Here is a 13,944-nt window from a genome sequence, read left to right as displayed (position 1 = left end):
CGCAAGCGCCAGCATCAGGGTTCGCCCAGTCGCACCCCGGCTTGGCGCAGATAGGCCTGCACTTCCTTGCTCACGGGCCCCAGCGCACTGGCTTTGGTTGCCATTTCCGTAGCATTCGCAGTTTGCCCCATGGCTGCCAGGGAGACGGCAGACGCCAGCATCCAACGCGGCTCATTGGGCCGCAATTGCAAGGCCATGGCGTAGGCGTTGACACTGTCCTGATGCAGACCCAGCCGCTGCGCGGCGTTGCCCCGCAGAGCCCAGATATCGGCCTCCCGGCCCAGCGTGGGTTCCAGACGGCTGAGCAGATCGATGGCAGCAGCCGGCCGGCCGTTGGCCACCAGCATGCGCCCCAGCTCTCGCGCAAGTGAAGCCATGAGCGCAGTCTGCGCCTGACCTGCGGACGCGGTCACCGAACGTTCGACCACGCTCAAGGCCTGTTGCAGCAGGTCGATCGCCGCGTCATGCGAACCGGAATTCCACAAGACCTGTGCCTGCAGCAGCGCCTCGCGCCCGGCCTGCAATTGGCGGCTGCCAGTAGCCGCGGGCTCTGCCGCAATCGCGGGTGCTGTCACCGCGGGCGACACGGCACCACTGCTTGCACCCGACGGCAAAGGCGTTGGCGCGGCAGGCTTGATCGCGGCGACCGCTGCGGCTTTGGATGGCGCATCCGGTGGTGTGGCGGGTACGACGTTGGACCGTTGTGCGCGCTGCACGGGAGCTGGCGCCTTGACTGCAGACTTTGCAGGCGCTTCCGGCTGTGTTGCCTGCACCAGTGCAGGAGGCGTAGCTGACGCTTGCGTGTCAACAGCATTCAAAACTGATGGCTGCGACAGCGCGTTTGGCACTGGCGTCGAAAGGTGGGGTTCGGGGGCCGGGGCGCTACGCAGCCACCACCACATCGTTGCAACCAACACGACCACCGCGCCAGCCGCAAGCAGCAGGCGTGGCGCCGGGGTGGCTCGTGCCACAGCCGGCAATGCGGCCACGCCCCGACTGGCCGTTGCGGCGCCCGAACCGTCCTGCATTCCGTGCGTCGCACTGCCATCGGTGTGGTTGCGCGCGTCCAGATCGCGCAGCATCTTGTTGATGACGCTCACAGTGCACCCCCATTGGCATCCCGCAGCACACCCGGTCTGCGCATCCAGACGGCGCGCAAGCGCCGCCACCAGGGTGCCGGCCGCCTGAGTCCCGGTGTATCAGCCACGGCCAGCCGTACATGCGAGAGACTGACTTCGGACTCCCCTTCCCCATAGGCCAGCATCAGGCACTTGTGTGCCAGCACATTGATCAGGCGCGGCACGCCGCCGCTGGCGCGGGCGATGGCAGTGGCGGCCTCGGGGGTGAACACATCCGCAACACGGTCTGCGTCCAGCGCCGCCGTTGCAAGGCGGTGCGCCAGATACACCGGCACATGCTTCAGCGGCATGGGGCCCAGGTATTCGCTAAAGGTGATGCGCTGAAGCAGCTGGCGAATTTCCGGCCTCTCCAGCTTGCTGTCCAGGTCGGGTTGTCCGAGCAACACGATCTGCAGCAGCTTGCGTTTTTCGGTTTCCAGATTGGACAGCAGGCGCAGGCTTTCCACGGTGCGCACCGGAATCGCTTGTGCCTCATCGATGCACACCACCACCCGCTTGCCCTGGCGTGCGTTCTGCACCAGGCAGGCGCCTATGCCATTCATGATCTGGTGGCGCTGCACCGGCTGCCCTATGGGCACGCCCAGCTCATCAGCCAGCGCCAGCAGCAAATCGTCAGGACCCATGTCGGGGTTGGGAATGTAGGCGGTGACAAACTCGCCCTGCAATGTCTTGAGCAACTGACGGCACAGCACTGTCTTGCCGCACCCCAACTCTCCCACTACCTTGAGAAAGCCCTCGCCGCTACGCAGGGCAACCAGCAGCATATTGAGCGTGGCCTGCGCACCTTCGTGCGGATAGAAAAAGTCGGTATCCGGTGTGATGGAAAAAGGCGCTTCCCGCAGCGAAAAATGCCCCAGATACATTACTTTGCGGAGTTGCCGTCCAGTTGGATCACGCGGGCCCGTGCGTCGTCCATATCCTCTAGCGCCAACCGTGCCTTACGACTTTGTTCTTCCCAGTCCTCGGCACTTCGAATGATGGTGGGCTTGATCAGCACAATGACCTCGCGCTTGCGCCCCGAAGACAGCTTGTTGCCGAACAGGGCCGCAAACGCGCTTCCGGTCGTACCGGGCACGCCCGAAACATTGCGTGTGGAATCCATCTGCATCAACCCACCGATGGCCACGATGCGCCCGTCCTGAATGCGCACCAGCGTGTCGGTTTCGTTCACGGCGCTGGATGCCAGCGGCAGCTTGTAGGAGCCCACCGAACCCAGGTCAATCTGCTTGGACACTTCGGTCACAGATGTCACTGCCGGGTGCACATGCAGCGTGATGTTGACACCATCGTCCACCTGGGGGGTAACGTCCAGCGAAATGCCGGAAAAGAACGGCGTCAGGTTGACCGTGGGCAATGTCGTTGTCGTGCCTGTGGAGCTGGCCGCTGTAGTGGTGTTGGAGCCGCCTGAGACGCCGGTGACGTAGAACGCGTCAGTCCCGACCTTCAGCACCGCCTTCTGGTTGTTCAGCGTGGCCACGCGTGGGCTGGACAGGGTTTGTACGTCGCCCTGGGTTTCCAGAAAGCCCAGCACGGCGCCAAAGCTGTTGGTCTGCAAGGCCAGGCCGAACAGGCCGCCGCCTGCTGCAACGGCCGGAGCAGAAACCACCCCGCTGACTGCGGTAGCGCCCCCTTGCAGCAAGGCGTTGGTGCTGTTGACAGCACTACCCAGCACACCGACAGCCAAAGTGCCATCAACACCAGATGCAAAAGCGCCCCAGTTCACGCCGCTCTGAAAGCCGTCACGCAACTCCACTTCCACCAGCTTGGCTTCCAGCATGACCTGACGCTCCACGGCGATCTGCGCAGCCTTGAGAAACTTCTCAACTTGGCGTAACTCATCCGGCATGGCACGCACAGCCATGATGCCGGCCTGCGGGCTGGTGATGACGTTGCGTCCATCGCCATTTCCCACGATACCCCGGACAGCACCGGTCAGCTCGGACCAGAAGTCCGTCTTGCTGGTGGTGGATACCTTGCTGCTCTCGGCCTGCTGGGTGGTGGTTGATGAAGATCCGCCGTTTGTTGATGTGCCGGCACTGGTCGAGGTCATCTGCGAACCGCCTGCTGAAACCCGGATTTCGCTGGTGCCGGACCGCGGCGAATTGGGATAGTTCACGGTGAAGATGCGGGTTTGCAGGGTGGGCGCGTAAATCGTGATGCGGCGTCCCTCGATCTTGAAGTCGTAGCCGTAGACATCCCGGATCGACTCCAGCGCCTCCTGCACAGTGACGCCACGCAGGGTGACGGACAGTGTGCCCGTTACGTCCGGGTGCATGAGCATGCTGTAGCGCGTATCGGCCACGATGGCCAGAAACACGTCGCGTGCCTGCGCGTTGCTCACCAGCAGATCCAGCCGTGGTTCCGGCGCAGGTTTGACGGGTGCAGGTGCGGGCTCAGCCAGCGCTTCGCTCACCTGCGCGGGTACGACCGGTGGCGCCTTGGGCGCCGCGACCGGCAAGTCGGCCCGCATGGCTGCGCTCACATCGGGGGTACGCAACACGTGGTCATTGGCACAACCGCCCAGAAAGCCAAGGGACAGCAGACAGGCAACGCACAGTGCGTGCGAAAAAGGTGGGGTCATGGAGTGGGCCTTTCGGTGGCAGTGTGGCGCTCGATGCCGTTGAATCTCTGGATTTTGCGAAGCTCTTTACCCTGGCGCAGCCAGATTTCGGTTTCGGTGATGCGCTCGATCTTGTACGGGCCGATCGACTGGCCCGCCGCGTAGAGTCGGGTCCCCGAAACCAGGAAAGGCTTTCCGTTGCGCGTGACGATGGCAGCGCCGTCCACGACGGGCAGGTCAGCCTTGCCCTTGTCCGCTACGGGAGCATCGGAAAATCCGGGTGGAGGTTGCGTTGGGTCTCGCTGTTGCGCGCACAGCGACGTTGCAAGCAACGCCAATGCAACGGCCAGCCATCTTGCCAGGTTGAGAGTCTTCACAGCTGTACTCCCACGGCATACACGCGCAATGTCAATTCGTTGCCACGCTTGTCGGTCTTGAGCTCCATGGTCCCCCAACGCAGACCCGGCAGGGCTGACTCCAACGCCTGCACATATTTCACCAGTTCGCCATAGGGCCCCGTGACCTTGAGCACCAACCCGCGCTTGGAGACGGCTGCATCACCGGCATTCGCGGCAGACGCTGAAGCGGCTGCGCCATTGCTACCGGACGCGTTGGCAGATTGCATCGTATCCAGGCTGACCAAGGTCAAACCATCCTGGCGGCGTAGCAGGCGCTGCAGTACCAGTTCCAAAGCCGGCCCCTTGGTGTCGGTTGGCGCCAGGGCTGTGATCTGTGCATTGAGCTCCTGCACACGCGCTTTGGCGCTTTGCAGTTCGTCCCGGGCGTCCTTGCTCGGGTCGCTGGGTACGCCGCTGACGCGCAACTCGTTGCGCAGCCGATCGAGTTCGGCGCTTTGGGCAGAAAAGCGCTGCAGCAGCTGGCGGTGTGCGACCGTCGCCGGAGTGAACCAGAAGAAGTCGGCGCCCGCCAGCACACAGACAAATACCGAAAGAAAAAGAAACACGCGCTCCCGCAAACTCAGTGCGTCCACGCGCGCCAGCAGTTCCTGCCATTGTTGCTTCATGGCTTGGCTCCTGTGGGAGAGGAAGCCTCTGCGCCGGTTGCAGGGGCAGCACTGAGCAGCGTAAAGGTCCACATGGGTCGGGCCGCAGCGGCCGGCGCGGATGCAGCCGCCTTGGCAATTGCCGCGGTGGCTTCCGGCACCAGGTTTACGGCTACGGTGTCCAGCTTCAGGCCTTGCATCAAAGGATGTTGGCCCAGTCGCGTTACCCAATCGTTCAGGCTGCTGGTATCCAGCGTGTAGCCGGACACTTCAAAAACCGCCCTATCCGCCTTGACACGGGTGACCCAGGTATCCGCCGGGATACTGTGTGCCAGCAGCTGCAGACGGTCCGAGTGCCTGCCACCCGGCTGGTACAAGCCCTGGCTCACTTGCTGCAGCATGTTTTCACGCTGCTGAATCAAAGCACGCTGATCCTGCACCTCGCGCAACAGGGCCGGGTCCACCGGACTCGCGGCGGCGCGCCCGCGTTGAATGGCGGCCTGCAGGCTTTTGATTTCGCGCGCCTGCAGCTCCAGTGTTTGTTCATAGGTCTTTGCCGAGCTGTCCAGACTCCAGAGCCAGAAACCCGACACCAGCGCAAGCAGCACCAGACTGGCAACCAGGTAAGCCACCATCACGGAGGCAGGAAAGCGCTGCCGCTGCGGGGCGGAAACTGCGGTACAGAGATTGATTTGCTGGGGCATGGTCTGACTTCAGCCGGATCCTTCGACACGCAACAACAGTCCCAGCAGCGGCAGGCATTGCATGCGCTCCTGATCGTTGAGCTCCGGAACCCCGTCGAACATCTGCGCTGGATCCATGACGGCCACGGTCTGTCCCAGTCCACGGCTCAGCCAATCCGCCAGATCCGCCGAGCGGCTACCTGCACATACCGCCACGCCCGCCATCGGCAGGCTGGTCCAGGTGCGGTCCCACAAATCCAGAGAGCGCTGGACTTCGACCAGAAAGCGTTGCGCGCGGTCATTACCACCCAGCGTGGAGTCATCCGCCCCGAATCCGCTGGCCGGGCTCCCGTAGTCGGGAACGTATTCGCCCACTGGGGTGTAGGCATCCAGTGCGGCGGTTGCCTGGTGCACATCACTATGCCACTGCATGGCCAAGAAGCCAGCGGGCAGGTCCAGTCGGCGGCTGTAATACAGCTCTTCCCGTGCACTGATGGTAAACAGCGCCTGCTTTTCGTTGACGATCACCAAGGCCGCCGTGGCGCGATCGGCCAGACCGGAAGACTTGGCCCACGCGGATTGCAGGTTGCGCTGGGCCATCTCCTGCACATCGATGACGCGGCAATCCAACTCCATGGCTTCGGCCAGTTGCATGGCTTCGCGCACCACGGCATTCAGGGCCGCCACCACAAAGACCTGACCGGCACTCTTGTCCTGGCCATCACCCACCATCAGCACATCCAGCGTGAGGTCATCGATATGGGTGTCCACCATGTCGCGTATCTGGTAACGCACTGCGGAACGCAATTCTTCAGGTGGGACGGCGGGTGCGGGAATTTGCAGCAACATGCATTGCTCTGTGCTGAGCATGACCATTGCGCTGCTGTTGCCCAGGCCACTGGCGATCAGCCGGTCAGTGAAATCCTTGAGCTTGTCACTCCCCTGCTGCTCCACGCCCATGCGCTTTACAACCAGGCTCCCGCTTTCCCTGGTGGCTTGTACATACGCCAATTGCTGCGCGGACCACGAAACGATTAGTTGGTCTTTCGAGCTAGCTCGTTTCCAGGGCCACTGCATTTTCAGGAACTACCTCGAATGCGGAATTGGGTACAGATTTATCTAGTTCACCAAGCCCAACCCCGAGGGCTTGGCTGGCTTGCTCACATAATAATAGCTATTGCCCCTCTAAACGGGCGACGGTGCGCGTTTTTTGCGTTGACTCCACGGTTTGCGATCACGATGCGCAGGCAGTACCCGCACAGCTAAAGGTCCGAGGGTAGCTTGCTTCCCTGGCACCAGGCCGACCACATGCGGCGAAACAGCGCCTCCAGATCCTGCGTGAACTGGCGAGCGTCGCGCAACGGACTGGCCATCATCAACGGACGCAGACTCTGCCGCAACTGTGCGAGGCGCAGCGGGTTTGACGCCAATTTCACTGCGCCATGCACATAGGCATCAACGCTTGCAAAGGCCAGCTCTGCATTTAGCCCCAGATTGGCCAACGCCGATACTGTCTGCCGCGATACCACTGTGTCCCCCGCAAGTGTCACTACCGGTATACCCATCCATAGCGCCTCCAGCGTGGTCATTCCGCCGTTGAAAGGGAAAGTGTCCAACGCAATGTCGATGTCGCCATATTCCACTAGCATGTCACGGTGACTGGAGCCCTCGCGCAATTGCAGGCGAGCAAAGTCGATGCCTTGCTGCTCAAAGCGTTGGCGCACACGTCTGCTGACAGCGGCATCTGAAAGCGCCCCGCTCTTGATGACCAACCGGCTGTGAGGTAATGCCAACAAAATACGGCTCCAAGCTTGCACTGTTTCGTCGGTGAGTTTGGGCAGGCGGTTGAAAGAGCCAAAAGTAATGTACCCATTGGCGCGTGACGGCAAGGACGACACATCGGGCGCGTAATCGGGTGGTCCATAGCAAAAGCGGGTATGCGGCAGGTGCACCGGAACCTCGCTGAACAATTGCCCGCTACCACGCGGCGAAGTCACGGGGTCAGTGATGAAGTAGTCGATGGACTCCAGCCCGGTCGAGTGAAAGTAGCCAATCCATTCGGCTTGCACCGGCGCTGGTTTGCGAGCAAATGCCAGCAGCCGGTGAAAGGCGGTGTGACCCGACAGGTCCACCAGGATGTCGATCTGCTGCTCGCGCACCAGTTTGACCACTTCTTCGTCCGACAGGAAGAAGATGTCATCCCAGCTGTCAGCCGCCTGGCGCAGCTCCGGCAGCACGTCCTCGGACCGGATCACCATGGAAAAACAGTGGACCGAGAACTGCTGCTTGTCGTGGTTCTGCAAAACATCGCGCAACAAAAAGCCCACGGGGTGACGGATGAAATCTCCAGAAACATAGCCTATGCGCAGGTGTCGTTGTGGATCGCGGTCGTATGAGGCAAAGTCCGGCAGCTCCAGCACGGGCTTCTCAAAACGCTGGGCCCACGCGCGGTGAAGCGCAAATAGCTGCTCGCGTCCCACGGCATAAACGTTGTTGTACTCAAACAGAATGTTGGAGCCCATGGCCACCTGGGTCGGGTCGCTGTCCACCACCCGTTTGTATAGCGCAGCTGCAGCCGCCGAATCCCCGCCATTGCTCAGGCAGGAGCCCAGCGTGATCAGCGCTGTCAGATTGTCTGGCTGGCGCTGCAGGATCCGGTGGCACAACCGCTCCGATTCTTCCAACTGACCGGCGGCTTGGTAGGCAGACGCCAGCATGCCCAGGTTCTGCACGCTGTCCCCGCGCTCTTCCAGCCGGCGCTTGAGGTAGCCAATGGCCAGGGCCAGGTCTTCCTTGGAACCGAGCAAGGAAGAGAGATTGAAGTGCGCTTCGGCATAGTGCGGCTGCAGCTCCAGCGCCTTTTGGTATTGCCTGATACCCTGCTTGGTCTTGCCCGTATGCACCAGCACATTGCCCAAGTTCAGACAGGCCTCCGCGCTGGCAGGCTCGTCATTCACTATCTGTTCTGCGATCTGGCGGGCCTGCTCAAAGCGCCCCAACTCGAACAACGCCGCCGTCTGGTTGATACGCGCCTGGAAGAAACCGGGAGCAATCTGCAAGGCCTTCCCCAACCAGGGCAAGGCCGCTTCGGGCTCCCCGTTGGCGATATGCCATTCCCCCAGGTTGCTGAGCACTTCGGGGTAATCGGGCTTAAGTGCCAGTGCCTGCTCATAGGCCGCACGGGCGTCCTCGAAGGCGCCGCCATGGCGACAGGCCGCGCCCAGACTGCACCAGATGTCTGGCGCCTTCGGGTTGACAGCAATGGCCTGACGCAAAAGCGCTATCGCCTGCAGGTGGTCACTGCGGCCCAAAGCACGCTTGGCCATGGCGTGCAAGGCAGACGCGTCGCCAGCGGAGGCCCCTCTTTGATCCACGGCATCTGCAACATGGCCCAAGCCCCGGCTCTCCAGCCAGCGTGACACCCAACGTGCAAGGAGGCGCATGCTATGTGCCTCGCTCAGATGCTGACCAAATAGTCTTTTGCCAACGTGCGCATTTCACCCTCTGAGCGTTGCGATTTGCTCGCCAGCACCCACAGATCGAAAGCGCCTGGACGCCTGAAACCCGCAACCATGGGAAAGCCCGCTTCACGTAGCACCTGAGTCAGCGTGCTCAAGGTAAAACCGCAGTGGTGTGACATCCATTGCGGGTTCTGCTCCACAAAGGGCCGGTAGCTGTACAAGATGTCGAAGGGAGTAATGGTTCCGGAGGGCGACTCGTAAGCCGGTTCGAACATGCGGTCTTGCGCAATCATGGCAGCCGCGGCCTGCACATCCGGACAAGTGATCACAGCGAAGCCATCGTCCTTCAACACGCGCCAGAATTCGGCTAAAGCTTTGGGCACATCGTGCCAGTACAGGTGTTCCAGGCCATGCGAAGAGTAGACGGCGTCGGCAAAACCGCTACCCACGCTGACCATGTGGGTCATCGTCGCTTCAATGTCCGGGTGCACCGTTGCATCCGCGTCCAGACGCAATTCCTTCCAGCCCTGGCGATGGAAGCCCTCAACTGGAATATGGGCCAAAGTAGCGTGACCACAACCCACGTGCAGCAGCAATTTATTGCCGTCATTGGGTGCAACTGCAGTGACAACGGGTAACAAATCATGGCGCCTCTGGAAGCTGGAAAACCAGCTCTCAATGCGACGCACGATCCATCCGCTCCAGACACTCATGTGCTGGAAACAAATGCATTGAGTACCAGGGAGAAAACAACTTTGCGAACAGTGGCCGCGTCAAATCCGGCGGCCAGCAGTTTCTTCTGGAATTGGTAGGTTGCCAACGCCCGCCCCAAAGGGCCCAGTCCAAACTGCTTGCGAATGGCTATGGCTTCCTTGTGAAAGGCATGCAATGCCCCGGCCCATTCGCCATCGGTAATGCGCTTCTTGCGATTGGCCGGAACCGATCGGAAAAAGGCTTCCAGCAAAGCGGCGGCGACCGCAGCAGACTTACTCACGTTGGCCCCCATTTTGGGGTGCACCGCAGGCGCACCCAGAGGACATCAGCCAGTGCACACGATGGTTGCGACGGCGGAGTTGGCAGACGTACCCTTGCTATGAGTCAACGTTACGCCAGCCGTTGCACCCGCTACTGTGCCGCACGACCCTTGGGAAGAAATTTGAAAAGCACTATCCCATGTCGCCATACCGGCCGTAAGTGCGTTGGCTGGGGTTGCGCCAGAAACCGCTATGGATTGGGTATTCTTGGCTTGTGCAGCGGCGTAATTGATCGATGCATACGAAGACAACGCACCAGCAGCGCCGGTAATGGCTGCGTTCTTGGCATCGGAACTCAGATCGACAAACTTAGGCAATGCGACTGCAGCCAATACGCCCAAAATCACGATGACCATTACCAACTCAATCAGCGTAAAACCGCGTTGCTCTTTGCCCATGATGTTCGCCTTCCAAGTATGTAGTTTGATTCAGCCCAGGCGGCTACCTGCACATTGCTATAAATGATACTGACTTTTAGCTAATCACTACCTTACAGGCCAAACTTTTCTGCGCTGAGTCAAAGTTCTGTTGCGTATGCGGCATCATTTAACGAGCTGCCCCGCCCATTGGTAGTTTTGCGTAGCGTTGATCTGAAGCGGGCCCGGTGGCGTACTGATGCGAAACCACATGGCCGGGGCATATTCCTGTGTATTCAGACCCTGGGTATTCAATGGCTCGTAGCCGATGCATACGCAGTACGAATCAAATACCCAGGTTCCGGCCTGAACGGACTGGCCCTTGCTGCTGTCGAGCACGCCGACGTAGTTGCCCGGAAGGTGATCGAGCAGCAGAAACGGATTGCGCTGCATCGCCACATCGACGCCGGTATGTTTGGCTTCACGTTGCAGGAAGTCCAGCAGCAACGCCGTACGAAGAGATCCCAGCGTGGACTTGACAGCTGCCAATTCCCCTTGCGCCTGCACCAGCCGAAACTCTCGAAAAAAGTAACCCGTCAGCGCCAGAATCACCGCGGCCAAAAGGCCCCACTCCAGCGCCCTGCGCGTGAAATTGCGCTGCATCCCTAGCCGCCCCCCTTGCCCATGGCGGCCTGGCCCAGGTTCCATAGCGGCAAGAAGACGCCCAACGCCAGCAACAGCACCAAGGATGCAATCACGGCCAGCAAGATGGGCTCGATGGCGGCAGACAGGCCTTTGATGGCGTAGTCCGTATCGCGCTCATACATTTCGGCGATCTCGAACAACAGGCTATCCAGCTCGCCGGTTTCCTCACCCACGTTGATCATCTGCAGCACCACCGGAGTGAATACGCCGGTTGCCGTGGCACAACGGGAAATGCTCTCGCCCCGCTCAATGCCATCGCGCATTTGCTCGATGCGGCTTCCTATGAAGGCGTTGTCCACAGTCTGCGCCACCACGGTCAGCGCCTGCACCAGTGGCACGCCACTCTGGCTGGACAGGGCAAAACTGCGCGCAAATCGAGACAGCGTAGCCTTCAGAATGATGTCGCCTACGATGGGCAGTTTGAGCTTTTGGGCATCCCATCTGTAGCGCCCCTGCGGCGTTCGCAGGTACGCGCGAACCGCCACCACGGCGCCTATGGTGAGTGCGATCAGCAACGGCCACCAGCTCACCATCCAACCCGAAAACGCCAGCAAGCCGCGCGTGAGCAAAGGAAGCTGCGCATTGAAGCCGGCAAACACCTTGGCAAATACCGGAATCACAAAGATGTTCAGCACCACGATGGCCAGGGCCATTGCGATCATCACAAAGGTCGGGTAGCGCATGGCCTGCTTGATGCGCTCGCGCACATCACGCTCGAACTCCATATGCTCGTTCAGCCGCAGAAACACCTCGGTCAAACGGCCTGTCATCTCGCCCACGCGCACCATGGAGATATAGAAGTTCCCGAACAAGTCCTGATGCCGCGCCAGCGAGGCCGACAATTCCCGCCCCTGGTCCAGGCTGGAGCGAATGTCCTTGAAAAGCTCCACCATGGCGGGCTTGGTGGCCGACGCCTGCAAGCCGGCAAAGGCGCGCAGGATAGGCACCCCGGCCTTATTGAGGGTGTACATCTGGCGCGAAAAAATCATCAGGTCATCCACCACCACCGGTTTGCGGTTCAACCGGGCCAGCAGGCCCTCGCCCTGCTCGGTCTTGGCGACTTTTGCCTCGGCGATGTGAACCGGCGCAATGCCGGTGGCCAGCAACTGGTCTGCCACACCGCTTTCGGTCATCGCTTCCAGTTCGCCCGTGACGGACTCTCCGCGGGAATTGCGACCGCGCCAGGTGTAGGTAGGCATCCGGCTCAGTCTTCCAAGTCAGCGGCATCGATTTCGAAACCGATGCGCATGGCCTCGGCCAGCGAAGTTCGCCCCTGACGCACCAACTCTAGTGCATGAAAGGCCATGGTCTGCCCCTTCATACGGTCGCGCGCGATGCGCATGAATTCGCCCGGATCGGCGCGTGACGCCAGTTGGGTCAGCACCGCGTCCATTTCGAACAACTCATATACGCCCTGCCGACCTACATAGCCGGTGCCGTTGCATGCCGAGCAACCCAAGCCGCGTTTGGGCTGTATGTTTTCCCCATCGGCCAGCATGCCGGTGAGCCAGCCAGCCTCCTGCGCCGTAGGCTTGTGCGGGGCGCTGCATTCACGGCAGTTCAACCGCACCAGACGCTGGGCAATCACGCCCTGCAATGATGTGGAAACCATGAACGCGGGCACACCCATGTCGAGCAGACGAAACGGGGTACTGATGGCGTCCCGCGTATGCAGCGTGGACAGCACCAGGTGACCTGTGATGGCGGCCCGCAAACCGATCTCTGCCGTTTCGGCATCGCGCATTTCGCCCACCAGAATCACATCCGGATCCTGCCGCAGGCAGGAGCGCAGCACCTTGGCGAAGGTGAGTTCGATCTTGTCGTTGACCTGCACCTGCGTCAGCCCGGCCAGGCGGTATTCGACCGGGTCCTCCACGGTAATGACTTTGAGCTCGGCGGCATTCACTTCCGCCAGCGCGGCATACAGCGTGGTGGTCTTGCCGGAACCGGTAGGACCGGTGACCAGCACCATGCCGGAGGTGCGGCCCAGCAGATCGCGAAAGCGCGCCAACATGGCCTCTGGCATGCCAATGCTGTCTAGGCGGCGCATGCCGGCGCCCTGCACCAACAAGCGCATGACGGCGGACTCCCCGTAATTGGTCGGCAAGGTGGACAGACGCACGTCAATCGTGTGGTCCTTCAGACGCACGCTGAAGCGGCCATCCTGGGGCAGCCGCTTTTCCGAAATGTCCAGCCCGGCCATGAGCTTGAGGCGCTGCGCCAGGGCGCCACCAATACGCTTGTCGGCCTGCGTCTGCACCTGCAACACGCCATCCACACGCACGCGGATTTGCAGGCTGGTTTCCTGCGGCTCGATGTGCACGTCGGAAGCCCCCACCTGCATGGCATCTTCAAATAGCGACTGCAGCAGGCGCACCACGGGCGCGCCTTCGGTGCCGACCGAGGCGGTGAGTTCGCCGAAGTCCACTGCATCGCCCAGGTCTTTTTCCAGGGCGCGCGCCAGACCGCTGATTTCTTCGGTACGGCGATAGAGGCGGTCAAAGGCGGCCGACAACTGGCCTTCCGGCACCGCGGCAATGGCGATATTGCGCTTGAGGATGCGGGTGAGCTCGTCGTAGGCAAACAGGTCCAGCGGGTCGGCCAGCGCGACAAGCAGTACATCACCTTTGTCCTCTAATGCCAGCGCCTTGAAGCGCCGAGCCACGGACTCAGGCAGCAGCTTGATCACGTCAGCACGAAATGGAAAGGTCTTGAGGTTGACGAATGGAATGCGCAACTGGCGCGCCAGGCCGTTGGCGAGCAGCTCTTCGGTGATGATGCCGGTTTCTATGAGCAGGCGGCCAACCTTCTTGCCTGTGGTGCGCTGCAGGTCCAGGGTCTGCTGCAGTTGCTCCTGCGAAATCAGCTTCTGCTGAACCAACACATCCCCCAGACGCAGCTTCTCCGGACGCCCGGGTACGGGACGGGGAGCTTCGGGTGCAGCGGGCGTGCCAAGCGCTGTGGCGGCCAAGTTCATGCGCAATTCCTTGTGCGGTTTGGAAA

At 61.2% G+C, this 13,944-nt stretch carries 14 protein-coding genes; all 14 read right to left on the bottom strand.

What is annotated here, in order from left to right:
* Positions 1–14 precede the first annotated feature (14 nt).
* Positions 15–1,100 carry a hypothetical protein gene (locus AC1RMF_RS01770; protein ID WP_493139078.1) on the bottom strand — a complete coding sequence of 362 codons (1,086 nt, stop codon included), beginning with the start codon at positions 1,098–1,100 and terminating at the stop codon, positions 15–17.
* Positions 1,097–2,002, bottom strand: coding sequence for an ExeA family protein (locus AC1RMF_RS01765; RefSeq protein WP_342617862.1), 906 nt, complete (start codon positions 2,000–2,002; stop codon positions 1,097–1,099). Before AC1RMF_RS01765 ends, AC1RMF_RS01770 begins: the two co-directional genes overlap by 4 nt.
* A complete protein-coding gene (locus tag AC1RMF_RS01760) occupies positions 2,002–3,720 on the bottom strand; it encodes a secretin GspD/PilQ domain-containing protein (RefSeq protein WP_342617863.1) in 1,719 nt (572 codons plus the stop codon). Before AC1RMF_RS01760 ends, AC1RMF_RS01765 begins: the two co-directional genes overlap by 1 nt.
* Positions 3,717–4,076, bottom strand: a complete 360-nt coding sequence (locus tag AC1RMF_RS01755; protein WP_342617864.1) for a hypothetical protein — start codon at positions 4,074–4,076, stop codon at positions 3,717–3,719. Before AC1RMF_RS01755 ends, AC1RMF_RS01760 begins: the two co-directional genes overlap by 4 nt.
* Entirely contained in the window at positions 4,073–4,723 is a 651-nt protein-coding gene (locus AC1RMF_RS01750; protein ID WP_342617865.1) for a type II secretion system protein M, read from the bottom strand. Before AC1RMF_RS01750 ends, AC1RMF_RS01755 begins: the two co-directional genes overlap by 4 nt.
* The gene (locus AC1RMF_RS01745; protein WP_342617866.1) at positions 4,720–5,406 is read right to left on the bottom strand and encodes a PilN domain-containing protein; all 687 of its coding nucleotides are present in this window, start codon (positions 5,404–5,406) and stop codon (positions 4,720–4,722) included. The genes AC1RMF_RS01750 and AC1RMF_RS01745 overlap by 4 nt, the downstream gene beginning before the upstream one ends.
* A 9-nt stretch (positions 5,407–5,415) precedes the next feature.
* Positions 5,416–6,396: a pilus assembly protein PilM gene (pilM, locus tag AC1RMF_RS01740; protein ID WP_493139074.1), complete on the bottom strand. Its 981-nt coding sequence runs from the start codon at positions 6,394–6,396 to the stop codon at positions 5,416–5,418.
* Between the two features lie 251 nt (positions 6,397–6,647).
* Positions 6,648–8,828 (bottom strand): O-linked N-acetylglucosamine transferase, SPINDLY family protein, encoded by a 2,181-nt coding sequence (locus AC1RMF_RS01735; RefSeq protein WP_493139072.1) that lies wholly within the window; start codon positions 8,826–8,828, stop codon positions 6,648–6,650.
* 14 nt (positions 8,829–8,842) lie between these two features.
* Positions 8,843–9,559 carry a class I SAM-dependent methyltransferase gene (locus AC1RMF_RS01730; RefSeq protein WP_493139070.1) on the bottom strand — a complete coding sequence of 239 codons (717 nt, stop codon included), beginning with the start codon at positions 9,557–9,559 and terminating at the stop codon, positions 8,843–8,845.
* The gene (locus tag AC1RMF_RS01725; protein ID WP_342617870.1) at positions 9,556–9,840 is read right to left on the bottom strand and encodes a hypothetical protein; all 285 of its coding nucleotides are present in this window, start codon (positions 9,838–9,840) and stop codon (positions 9,556–9,558) included. Before AC1RMF_RS01725 ends, AC1RMF_RS01730 begins: the two co-directional genes overlap by 4 nt.
* Positions 9,841–9,885: 45 nt before the next feature.
* Positions 9,886–10,278, bottom strand: a complete 393-nt coding sequence (locus AC1RMF_RS01720; RefSeq protein ID WP_493139068.1) for a type II secretion system protein — start codon at positions 10,276–10,278, stop codon at positions 9,886–9,888.
* A 144-nt stretch (positions 10,279–10,422) separates the two neighbouring features.
* Positions 10,423–10,899 carry a hypothetical protein gene (locus AC1RMF_RS01715; RefSeq protein WP_493139066.1) on the bottom strand — a complete coding sequence of 159 codons (477 nt, stop codon included), beginning with the start codon at positions 10,897–10,899 and terminating at the stop codon, positions 10,423–10,425.
* A gap of 2 nt (positions 10,900–10,901) precedes the next feature.
* Positions 10,902–12,140: a type II secretion system F family protein gene (locus tag AC1RMF_RS01710; protein WP_493139064.1), complete on the bottom strand. Its 1,239-nt coding sequence runs from the start codon at positions 12,138–12,140 to the stop codon at positions 10,902–10,904.
* Between the two features lie 5 nt (positions 12,141–12,145).
* Complete coding sequence (locus AC1RMF_RS01705) at positions 12,146–13,918, bottom strand: GspE/PulE family protein (RefSeq protein ID WP_493139062.1); 1,773 nt, start codon at positions 13,916–13,918, stop codon at positions 12,146–12,148.
* Positions 13,919–13,944: the final 26 nt, after the last annotated feature.

The organism is Rhodoferax sp. GW822-FHT04A08 (genome assembly GCF_058801025.1).
The sequence above is the reverse complement of the archived record's forward strand: the minus strand, read 5'-3'. Positions and strand labels throughout refer to the sequence as shown.

Bases quoted from the DNA above. Each gene is read 5' to 3' on its own strand.
- AC1RMF_RS01765 (WP_342617862.1), bottom strand. From the start codon at position 2,002: ATGTATCTGGGGCATTTTTCGCTGCGGGAAGCGCCTTTTTCCATCACA.
- AC1RMF_RS01760 (WP_342617863.1), bottom strand. From the start codon at position 3,720: ATGACCCCACCTTTTTCGCACGCACTGTGCGTTGCCTGTCTGCTGTCC.
- AC1RMF_RS01750 (WP_342617865.1), bottom strand. From the start codon at position 4,723: ATGAAGCAACAATGGCAGGAACTGCTGGCGCGCGTGGACGCACTGAGT.
- AC1RMF_RS01745 (WP_342617866.1), bottom strand. From the start codon at position 5,406: ATGCCCCAGCAAATCAATCTCTGTACCGCAGTTTCCGCCCCGCAGCGG.
- AC1RMF_RS01735 (WP_493139072.1), bottom strand. From the start codon at position 8,828: ATGCGCCTCCTTGCACGTTGGGTGTCACGCTGGCTGGAGAGCCGGGGC.
- AC1RMF_RS01730 (WP_493139070.1), bottom strand. From the start codon at position 9,559: ATGAGTGTCTGGAGCGGATGGATCGTGCGTCGCATTGAGAGCTGGTTT.
- AC1RMF_RS01720 (WP_493139068.1), bottom strand. From the start codon at position 10,278: ATGGGCAAAGAGCAACGCGGTTTTACGCTGATTGAGTTGGTAATGGTC.
- AC1RMF_RS01715 (WP_493139066.1), bottom strand. From the start codon at position 10,899: ATGCAGCGCAATTTCACGCGCAGGGCGCTGGAGTGGGGCCTTTTGGCC.
- AC1RMF_RS01710 (WP_493139064.1), bottom strand. From the start codon at position 12,140: ATGCCTACCTACACCTGGCGCGGTCGCAATTCCCGCGGAGAGTCCGTC.
- AC1RMF_RS01705 (WP_493139062.1), bottom strand. From the start codon at position 13,918: ATGAACTTGGCCGCCACAGCGCTTGGCACGCCCGCTGCACCCGAAGCT.